Origin of the sequence: Bradyrhizobium sp. LjRoot220 (assembly GCF_964252915.1) — a bacterium.
Taxonomy (GTDB): Bacteria; Pseudomonadota; Alphaproteobacteria; order Rhizobiales; family Xanthobacteraceae; genus Bradyrhizobium.
The window spans coordinates 1,712,334-1,722,308 of record NZ_CAXUPS020000001.1; the positions used below are offsets into that span (position 1 = coordinate 1,712,334).

General features: G+C 63.0%; 8 protein-coding genes. 6 read left to right on the forward strand and 2 right to left on the reverse strand.

All coding sequences use genetic code 11. The features are described from left to right. Positions 1–579: 579 nt before the first annotated feature. The 4 genes from ACSQ84_RS07670 to ACSQ84_RS07685 are packed head-to-tail and all read left to right on the forward strand — an operon-like array spanning position 580 to position 5,098. Positions 580–1,596, forward strand: a complete 1,017-nt coding sequence (locus tag ACSQ84_RS07670; RefSeq protein ID WP_436210995.1) for an amino acid ABC transporter substrate-binding protein — start codon at positions 580–582, stop codon at positions 1,594–1,596. Positions 1,597–1,618: 22 nt separating this feature from the next. After that, complete coding sequence (locus tag ACSQ84_RS07675) at positions 1,619–2,821, forward strand: amino acid ABC transporter permease (protein ID WP_436210996.1); 1,203 nt, start codon at positions 1,619–1,621, stop codon at positions 2,819–2,821. After that, positions 2,821–4,344 (forward strand): amino acid ABC transporter permease, encoded by a 1,524-nt coding sequence (locus tag ACSQ84_RS07680; RefSeq protein ID WP_436210997.1) that lies wholly within the window; start codon positions 2,821–2,823, stop codon positions 4,342–4,344. The genes ACSQ84_RS07675 and ACSQ84_RS07680 overlap by 1 nt, the downstream gene beginning before the upstream one ends. Positions 4,345–4,354: 10 nt before the next feature. Then, positions 4,355–5,098 carry an amino acid ABC transporter ATP-binding protein gene (locus tag ACSQ84_RS07685; protein WP_436210998.1) on the forward strand — a complete coding sequence of 248 codons (744 nt, stop codon included), beginning with the start codon at positions 4,355–4,357 and terminating at the stop codon, positions 5,096–5,098. Positions 5,099–5,245: 147 nt separating this feature from the next. On the opposite strand, the gene ACSQ84_RS07690 is transcribed toward ACSQ84_RS07685, so the two are convergent. Next, positions 5,246–6,286, reverse strand: coding sequence for a cysteine synthase A (locus ACSQ84_RS07690; protein ID WP_436210999.1), 1,041 nt, complete (start codon positions 6,284–6,286; stop codon positions 5,246–5,248). A gap of 40 nt (positions 6,287–6,326) precedes the next feature. After that, positions 6,327–6,662, reverse strand: a complete 336-nt coding sequence (locus ACSQ84_RS07695; RefSeq protein WP_436211000.1) for a hypothetical protein — start codon at positions 6,660–6,662, stop codon at positions 6,327–6,329. Positions 6,663–7,060: 398 nt separating this feature from the next. Between ACSQ84_RS07695 and ACSQ84_RS07700 the strand changes: the two genes are divergently transcribed. Together ACSQ84_RS07700 and ACSQ84_RS07705 are read left to right on the forward strand one after the other, a co-directional pair. Further along, positions 7,061–8,566 (forward strand): efflux transporter outer membrane subunit, encoded by a 1,506-nt coding sequence (locus tag ACSQ84_RS07700; RefSeq protein ID WP_436211001.1) that lies wholly within the window; start codon positions 7,061–7,063, stop codon positions 8,564–8,566. Beyond that, the gene (locus ACSQ84_RS07705) at positions 8,556–9,974 is read left to right on the forward strand and encodes an efflux RND transporter periplasmic adaptor subunit (RefSeq protein ID WP_436211002.1); all 1,419 of its coding nucleotides are present in this window, start codon (positions 8,556–8,558) and stop codon (positions 9,972–9,974) included. Before ACSQ84_RS07700 ends, ACSQ84_RS07705 begins: the two co-directional genes overlap by 11 nt. The last annotated feature ends 1 nt before the right edge of the window (position 9,975 follow it).

Sequence of the window (9,975 nt, forward strand, 5' to 3'; positions counted from 1 at the left end):
GGGCAGGGCGTGGCGATGGCGGCAAATCCGGGCGGCGCGAGCGGGCCGCCTTGCGTCCTGCGGCGTCCGCTCGTCGGAGCACCACGGCGGCCACACATGAACTCGCCGCGGTATGCGTGCAGGTCTCCGGCAAGCAGGAACCATGAAGGACCGTGGGTTGACGAAGGGCCCCTTGGGCTCTGGCGGCGCAGCTGAGGTGACCAGTCTGGTTTCGGATTTTCGCGGGTTGGAAGGCCCGTCGTGCGAAAAACGCAGGCGTTTGCGCCACCAAAGACGTTTTGCCGCAGCGAAAACCGTGCCGGACGGTGGGGCCGGGGCCAGTTTAATTGCGCACAGGACACCGAAGACGGCCGTCAACCCCTTGACCCGGCTCGCCAGTCGGATTGTGATGCAACGCAACTACCAGTCGCCGCACGTTGAGGGGCCTGCCGCGACCTTCGATACTTTGTCCGACCATATTGCGTGTCAAACTGCCAAGTCAGATTGGCGCTTTTTTGGGCGGGGGATCATCGGGTTGGCCCAGTAATGTTCGACGACGACAAGCCAACGTTCCCGCACGACCCCTGAAAGGCCTTGCCCATGAAACGCGTCTCCCTGGTTCTCACTCTTGCCGTTGCCGCCGGCCTTTCGGTCCAGACGGCCGCGGCGCAAACCCTCAAAACGGTCAAGGACCGTGGCATGCTCTCGTGCGGCGTCAGCCAGGGATTGCCGGGATTCTCGTCTCCGGACGACAAGGGCAACTGGACCGGGCTCGACGTCGATGTCTGCCGGGCGATTGCCGCCGCGATCTTCAATGATGCGAGCAAGATCAAGTTCGTGCCGCTGTCGGCCAAGGACCGCTTCACCGCACTGCAATCCGGCGAAATCGACGTGCTGTCACGCAACACCACCTGGACACTGTCGCGCGATACATCGCTCGGCGCCAATTTCACCGGCGTGACCTATTATGACGGTCAGGGCTTCATGGTGAAGAAGGCGCTGAAGGTGAATTCCGCGCTGGAATTGAACAGCGCGTCGGTCTGCGTGCAGCAAGGCACTACCACCGAGCAGAATCTGGCCGACTACTTCAAGGGCAACAACATGAAGTACGAGGTGATCGCTTTCGGCACCAACGACGAAGCCGTCAAGGCCTATGAGTCCGGACGCTGTGACGTCTTCACCACCGATGTGTCCGGGCTTTATGCCGATCGTTTGAAGCTTGCGAACCCGGCCGATCATGTCGTGCTGCCGGAAGTGATTTCGAAGGAGCCGCTCGGCCCGATGGTGCGCCATGGCGATGACCAGTGGGCAGACGTCGTGAAATGGACGCTTTACGCGATGATCACCGCGGAAGAACTGGGCATCACCCAGAAGAACGCCGATGAGATGGCGAAATCGGATAAGCCGGAGCTGAAACGGGTATTCGGCACCGATGGCAATCTTGGCGAACAACTCGGCCTGACCAAGGATTGGGTCTCGCGTATCGTAAAGTCCGTCGGCAATTACGGCGAATCCTTCGAGCGCAATGTCGGCGCCGGGTCCAAGCTTGGAATCGCCCGCGGCATCAACGCGCTCTGGAGCAAGGGGGGTATCCAGTACGCGCCGCCGATCCGCTGAACCCTAGCGGAGGGCTGCGGCGATGGCCATCGAACCCCGACAACCACCGTCGCAGTTGCTCCCGAAACTGCAGAGGGCGCTCGGTGGCAGCGCGGGCTGGAGCGGCTTTGTCGTCCAGCTCGTGTTCGTCGCCGTACTGGCCTGGATCGCCTACGAGATCGTCGCCAACGCCCGCGCCAATCTGCAGGCGCAGCGGATCACCGCGGGCTTCGGCTTCATGGTGAACACAGCAGGTTTTGACGTCAGTCAGAACCTGATTGCGTATTCGGGCTCCGACAACTACATCCGCGTTTTCCTGGTCGGCCTGCTCAATACGCTGCTGGTCTCGGTGATCGGAATCTTCTTCGCCACCCTGATCGGATTTTTGGTGGCGCTCGGCCGGTTGTCGCCGAACTGGCTGTTGTCGCGCATATCCGGTGGCTATGTCGAATTGATCCGCAACCTGCCGCTGCTGTTCCAGATCCTGTTCTGGTACCTCGCGGTGCTCGCCGCGCTGCCTAATCCGAGGCAGAGCATCTCGGTGCTCGACATCTTCTTTCTCAGCAATCGCGGATTGGTGATCCCCAAGCCGCTCGGCGAGCCTGGTTTCGAACCGTTCGTTATCGCACTACTTATCGCCATCGTCGCCGCGATCGCGCTGTGGCGCTATTCCAGGCAGCAATTGTTCCAAAGCGGCAAGGTGATCAAGGTCTGGCCTTACGCGCTGGGGCTGGTGATCATGCTTCCGCTCCTCGCGACCCTTATCTTCGGCGCACCCGTAAAATTTGAAATTCCGGCACTGAAGGGTTTTAACTTCGCCGGCGGCTCGCGGGTCATTCCGGAATTCGTCGCCCTGACACTGGCGCTGTCGACCTACACTGCGGCGTTCATCGCCGAGATCGTGCGTGCCGGCATCTTGTCCGTACACAAGGGCCAGATGGAAGCCGGCTCCTCGCTCGGGCTGCAGCGCGGCTCGGTGCTGCGGCTGATCGTGATCCCGCAGGCCTTGCGCGTGATCCTGCCGCCGCTGACCAACCAGTATTTGAATTTGACCAAAAACTCGACGCTGGCGGTGGCGATCGGCTATCCCGATCTGGTCTCGGTGTTTGCCGGAACGACGCTGAGTCAGACCGGACAGGCGATCGAAATCATCGGCATCACCATGGGCGTCTATCTGGTGATTTCGCTGGTCACGAGCGCGATCATGAGCTTCTACGGATGGCGTATCGGCCGGAGTATGGGGTGATGAGCGAGACCACACCATCCATCTTCGTCCGCCACGAACTCGTCGGCGAGCGTCCGGCACCGATAAAGACCACCGGCCTTGTCGGCTTCCTGCGCACGCGGCTGTTCAATTCGCCGACCAACGTCTTGATCACGATCGTCAGCGTGCTGCTGCTCTGGTTCATCGCCGTTCCGGCGCTGAGATTCGTGCTGATCGATGCGGTATGGAAGGGCAACGACCGCACCGCATGCCTCGCCAAGAACGCCGGGGATGTCGTTGGCGCCTGCTGGCCGTTCGTTCAGGCGAAATTCAGTCAGTTCATCTACGGCTTCTATCCGGAGCCGGAGCGCTGGCGGGTCAATCTGGTCTTCCTGATGGCCACGATCCTGCTGCTGCCGCTGCTGATACCAAGGGCGCCGGCCAAGGGCCTCAACGCCGGACTGTTCTTCATCGCATTGCCCGTCATCGCCTTCTTCCTGCTGCATGGCGGTGGCTTGGGCGGCCTCGGTGTCAGCTGGACCGCCGGGCTTTTGTCGGGGTTCAACGACAGCATCGGTGACAGCGGACGAAAGCTGGCGGCCGCGGGCGAGAGCACCGCCGTGATCGGACCGCTGCTTTGGCTGCTCGGTCAACTGATCGTGCTGCTCTCGACGATGGTTTCCTGGCTGCTGTTGCCGCTGACCTGGCTGCACGACAAGGTTCAGGCTTCCGCCAGTCCGCTGTGGGCGGACTTCGCATTGACGACCCTGATCGTCTCCGCCCTGGTGTTCTGGCTCGGCGGAGGCTTGCGCGCTGGCTGGCGTCCGCTGATCACCTGCCTTGCGATCTTCGCCGGCATTGGCCTCGTCATCGCGGTGATGGGGCTCGACCAGGGTGGTCTGCCCGTGGTCGATACGCGGCTGTGGGGCGGGTTGCTGGTCACGCTGGTGGTGGCGGTAACCGGCATTGTCGCATCGATGCCGATCGGCGTTGCGCTCGCGCTCGGCCGGCGTTCGTCGATTCCGCTGATCCGGATTTTCTCGATCGCCTTCATCGAGTTCTGGCGCGGCGTTCCGCTGATCACGGTGCTGTTCTTCGCAACCTACATGTTGCCGCTGTTCGTTCCGACGGGGTTCACCATCGACGGATTGGTGCGCGCCCTGATCGGCATCGCGCTGTTTACCGGCGCCTACCAGGCGGAAAACATCCGTGGCGGCCTGGCGGCGATCCCGCGCGGGCAGGGCGAGGCGGCCAGCGCACTCGGGCTGTCCTGGGCCAAGACCACCGGACTGATCGTGATGCCGCAGGCGTTGCGCCACGTCATCCCCAGCCTCGTCAACAGTTTCATCGGCCTGTTCAAGGACACCTCGCTGGTTTCGATCGTCGCGCTGTTCGATCTCTTGGGATCGTTGCGGGCGTCGTTTTCCGATCCAAACTGGTCGACGCCGACCACGTTGTTCACCGGCTTTGCGTTCACCGGGATGATCTACTTCGCCTTCTGCTTTGGCATGTCGCGCTACTCGCTGTTCGTCGAGAACAGGTTGAACGCGCATCGCCGCAACTGAGTAAACGACCATGAGCACAGATCAGATCGTTGGCATCAAGGCTCTCAACAAATGGTACGGGGACTTCCACGTCCTGCGTGACATCAACCTCGGCGTCGCCAAAGGGGAGCGCATCGTCATTTGCGGTCCCTCCGGTTCGGGCAAGTCGACGCTGATCCGCTGCATCAATGCGCTGGAGGAATTCCAGGAAGGCGAGATCGTGGTCGAGGGCATCGAACTCGGCCCCAATCTGCGGCGGGTCGACGAAGTGCGCCGCGAAGTCGGCATGGTGTTCCAGAGCTTCAACCTGTTTCCGCATCTGACCGTGCTGGAGAACTGCACGCTGGCGCCGATCTGGGTGCGCAATATCCCCAAGAAGGACGCCGAGGAGACCGCGATGAAATTCCTGGAGCGGGTCAAGATCCCGCATCAGGCCAACAAATATCCGGGGCAGATGTCAGGCGGCCAGCAGCAGCGCGTGGCGATCGCCCGCGCGCTGACCATGAATCCCAAGGTCATGCTGTTCGACGAGCCGACCTCGGCGCTCGACCCGGAAATGGTCAAGGAAGTGCTCGACACCATGGTCGATCTTGCCAATGAAGGCATGACCATGCTGGTCGTCACCCATGAGATGGGATTTGCGCGCGAAGTCGCCAATCGCGTCGTGTTCATGGACGCCGGCCAGGTGATCGAGTCCAACACGCCGGAAAACTTCTTCGCCAACCCGCAGCACACCCGGACGAAGTTGTTCCTTAGCCAGATCTTGCGGCATTGACTTCGTAGGGTGGGCAAAGCCACCGGGTCGCGCGAATGCGCGCCCGATGAGAGGCTCCGCGTGCCCACCAACTGTTTGCGATATCTGGATAGCTGGTGGGCACGGCGCAAATGCGCCTTTGCCCACCCTACAAAACTGTCCCCACCCTCACACCTTCTCGAACGGCAGATCGACCTTGGGGCGCTTCTCCAGCCATTCCGGCACCGGCAGATTCTTGCTGCGCATGAAAGCCGGATTGAACAGCTTTGACTGATAGCGGCCGCCGGAATCGGCCAGGACCGTGACGATCGTCTTGCCCGGCCCGAGCTGCTTGGCGAGCCGGATCGCGCCCGCGACGTTGATGCCGGTCGAGCCGCCTAGACAAAGGCCCTCGTGCTGGAGCAGGTCGTAGATCACCTTGATGGCTTCCTCGTCCGAGACCAGGAAGGCGTCGTCGACCTTCGCGGTCTCAATGACCGGCGTGACGCGGCCGAGCCCGATGCCTTCGGTGATCGAGTCTCCCGGTGTCGATTTGGCCGTGCCGTTCTTGAACAGCTCGTACATCGCAAAGCCATGCGGATCGGCGCAGGCATTGACGATGCCCGGATGCTTTTCCTTCAGATAGCGGCTGACGCCGGCCAGCGTGCCGCCGGTGCCGACCGAACAGATGAAGCCGTCGATCTTGCCGCCGGTCTGCTGCCAGATCTCGGGGCCGGTCGATTCATAGTGCGCCTTGGCGTTATCGAGGTTGTTCCACTGATCGGCGAACAGCACGCCGTTCGGCTCGCTCTTGCGCAGCTGCGCCGCAAGCCGCCGTCCGAGATGCTGGTAGTTGTTCGGGTTGGCGTAGGGCAGCTGCGGCACTTCGATCAGTTCCGCGCCGCACAGCCGCAGCATGTCCTTTTTTTCCTGGCTCTGGGTCTCCGGGATCAGGATCATCGTCCGGTAGCCACGCGCGCTCGCGACGACCGCAAGGCCGATGCCGGTATTGCCCGCGGTCGCTTCCAGAACCAGACCGCCGGGCTTGAGGTCGCCGCGCTTCTCGGCTTCCAGGATCATCCATTTGCCGGCACGGTCCTTGACCGACTGGCCGGGATTCATGAATTCGGCCTTGCCGAGAATGGTGCAGCCGGTCGCTTCGGAAGCGTGCTTGAGCTTGATGAGCGGCGTGTTGCCGATCGCTTCGACGACGTCTTGGTTGATGGTCATTTGCAATTGCCGGTTTGCTTGCCTGATCGTTGGGCGAACCCTAAAGGACCGCCGCGGGGCATACAAGCCAGCGCTGGGTCGCAACCGGCGGACCGGATTTTGCGAGCGCCACCCGACGCACCTCGGCACTTCCCGAACGGCGCCGGTTCAAGCGGGCCGCGCGGAAATTGCTTCGCCGGATCGCGAGCGGCATGGCAAAATCTTGCTCGAAAACGCGCTCGCGGATAACGGCGACACCGAACCGTTCGTTCAGCCTCGCGGGTCTTCCCGTGTTCGATGACGACGATGTGACTTTGTCCGCCGGGCGGAAGTTCGCGATCAAGGACGGCTGAGTGGACAATGTTTTCGACAGAATCCAGGCCGCGGCCTTCGGCAATTCCCGTTCGGCAGTCCCAACTCGTATTTTGTCCCCGCCGCGCAAGCCAATCCGGGTTCCCGAACTTCGAATCGGCCACAGGTGTCTTGCCCGCGCAGCGACGGATTGGGCCGCGGGAATAAGGGAAAAAGCCCCGTGAAATCTTCGTAAGGTTCGACTGTCCGTCGTCAGATTGACCGCGTTCCAAGGCCGATGAAATAAGGCTAACTTGCATTTTTGATCGCCGATTGGCTCGCTGGCGCGAGGCATGGTTGTAATGGTCCCGGGACTGTCCGCGCTCTGATCGCAAGGCTAGTATGGCGGCTCGGTTCCAACGGAAGCATCACCGCGGTGAACGTGTCGCAGACCACCCAAACAAGCGTTCATCGCGGGCCACGCCGGAAGTTGCCCGGTGGAGAATGGGTGTGACCCAGCGAATACCGGGGGCTGTGGCTGAAGACTGGCGCGCGCGGTTTCCAGGTGCAAGTCGCCTTGCAAGCCGCTTTGCGCGGTCGGTCGCGGTGCTGGGGCTGGTCGCCGCTTCCTCCGGCTGCATCCTGACCAAGGATCTGCCCGATCCCGCGCTCGACATCCCCGAAGGCTACAAGGCCGCCCGCCTGACCAAGCCGCAGGACGCGCCGCCGACGCTTGACTGGTGGCGCGGTTTCCGCGCGCGGGAACTGACGGCGCTGATGGAAGAGGCCCAGGCCGTCAATCTGGATATCGCCGCCGCCACCGCCCGCTTCGTGCAGGCCGACGCGCAGGCGCGGATCACCGGCGCGGCGCTGTTGCCGACCCTGAACGGCTCCGGTTCGGAGACTTATTCCCGCACATCCGGCGCGAGCGCCAGCGGCCTGACCAATGGCGGGCGCGAGATCGTCAATTATTCGTCCTCGCTCAGCGCCAGCTACGAGCTGGATTTCTGGGGCAAGAACCGCGACGCCGCGCAGGCGGCGGAAGAAACTGCCGTGGCCACCCGTTTTGACCGCGACGTTGTCGCGCTGACAACGCTGACGACGGTCGCCAACGCCTATTTCCAGGTGCTCGCCGCGCAGGACCGGATTCGTACCGCGCAGCGCAATATCGCCAGCGCCGTAAGCATCCTGGACGCCATCAAGCAGCGCCTGCAGGCCGGCACCGGGACCGATCTCGACGTCGCCCAGCAAGAAACCGTGGTCGCCAACCAGCGCGCGCTGGTGCCGCCGCTTCGGCAAACGCTCGACCAGAACATCAACGCGCTGGCCACGCTGGTGTCGCGGCCGCCGGAAGCGGTGCGCGTCGTTGGAGGCACGCTCAATCAGATCGCCATTCCCCGAGTCACGCCCGGCTTGCCCTCGGAACTGCTGACACAGCGACCGGACATCAGGCGTCAGGAAGCTCAATTGGCTTCCGCGACGGCCAACGTCGGCAGCGCGCGCGCGCAATTCTTCCCGAGCATTCAATTGACCGGGCAGGGTGGCTATCAGAGCTCGGCGTTATCGGCGCTGTTCCAGCCGCATGCCGCCTTCTTCAGCATGGTCGGCAGCGCAACCCAGCCGATCTTCGATGGCGGAAGGATCCTCGGCAATTTCGAATACACCAAAGCCAGGCAGGATGAGTTGCTGCAGGCCTATCGCAAGAGCGTCGTCCAATCGTTTGCCGACGTCGACAATGCGTTGATGTCGATCCGACAGACGACGGAGAGGCTGCGGCTGCAGCGCGAGGTGGTGGCGGCCTCGCGGCGGGCGTTTCGACTGCTCGAACAGCAATTGCGCGCCGGAACTGTCGACATCGTAAGTGTGCTAAACACGCAATTGACGTTATTCCAGGCGGAGGATTCGCTGTCGCAGGCCCAACTGGCCCGGCTGCTCGCGATCGTCAGCCTGTATCAGGCGCTGGGGGGCGGCTGGGAGCCTAGGATGGAAAGGCCGGTCGATGCTCTTTAAGCCGGAGTCGGAGGAAGACACCAAAACCCCCGAGGTGCGCAAGCCGGGTTTCTGGTCACGCGTGCTCAAGCGCATGGTCTCGTTGGCCGTGACGCTCGTGATCCTCGGCGGCCTCGGTTACATCGGCTGGTACGCATTTCAGCCGAAGCCGGATGGCGGCGGCGGCGGTGGTCGCGCTGGCGCGCGGCTCGACCTTCCGGTGCCGGTGCTGGCGGCGACGCCGCGCACCCAGGATGTGCCGGTTTATCTCGACGGCGTCGGCGCGGTGCGTGCGCTGAATAATGTTCTCGTTCGCGCCCAGGTCGACGGCAAGTTGATCGCGGTGAATTTCACCGAAGGCCAGGACGTCAAGAAGGGCGACGTGCTTGGCGAAATCGATCCGGTGATATACCAGGCGCAGTACGATCAGGCGGTCGCCAAGAAGGCGCAGGACGAAGCGCAGCTCGCCAACCAGAAACTCGATCTGGCGCGCTACCAGCAGCTCGCCGCGTCCAACGCCGGATCGAAGCAGCAGGCCGATACGCAGCGCGCTTTGGTCGCCCAGCAGGAAGCGCTGGTCAAAGCCGACCAGGCCGCGATCGACAATGCGGCGGCGACGCTCGGCTATACCAAGATCATCGCGCCGTTGTCGGGACGCGCCGGCCTGCGCCAGGTCGACCAGGGCAACATCATCAAGGCTTCGGATGTGACCGGTCTCGTCATCATCACCCAGCTGCAGCCGATCGCGGTGCAGTTCAGCCTGCCGCAGCAGCAGATCGTGCGGGTCAATGCCGCCGCCGCCAAGGGCGCACTCGCCGTCGATGTGTTCGGCAATGACGGCGTCACGGTGGTCGACACCGGTACGCTGAAAGGCATCGACAACCAGGTCGACCCGACCACCGGAACGTTGAAACTCAAGGCGGAATTTCCCAACGCCAGGTTCCAGCTCTGGCCCGGACAATTCGTCAATGTGCGGCTGAAGGTCGAAACGCTCGACAAGGCGATCGTGGTGCCGACGTCGGCGGTCCAGCGCGGTCCTGCCGGGACGTTCAGCTACGTGATCGGCGCGGGCAATATCGCGACCGCCAAGCCGGTCGTGGTAACGCAGCAGAATGAGCACGATGCCGTGATCGCGAGCGGGCTTTCGACCTCCGACCGCGTGGTGACCACGGGTTTTGCCAATCTGTCCGACGGCGCCAGGGTTCTGATCGGCACCGATGATCGCGCGCCGACCGCCGACCTCGCGCCGCGCAAGCGCAGCCGCAGCCCCGACGGCAAGGCCGGCCAGACCAAAGAAGGGCAAGAAGGACAGGCCAAGGAAGGCGAACACCGCGGCAAGCGCGAGCGCGGCGAGGGCGATCAAAAAGGACAGACCGGGCCGGCACCGGCGGGCCAACAGTCGGGCGGGCCTGCGAAATCGCAGCCATGAG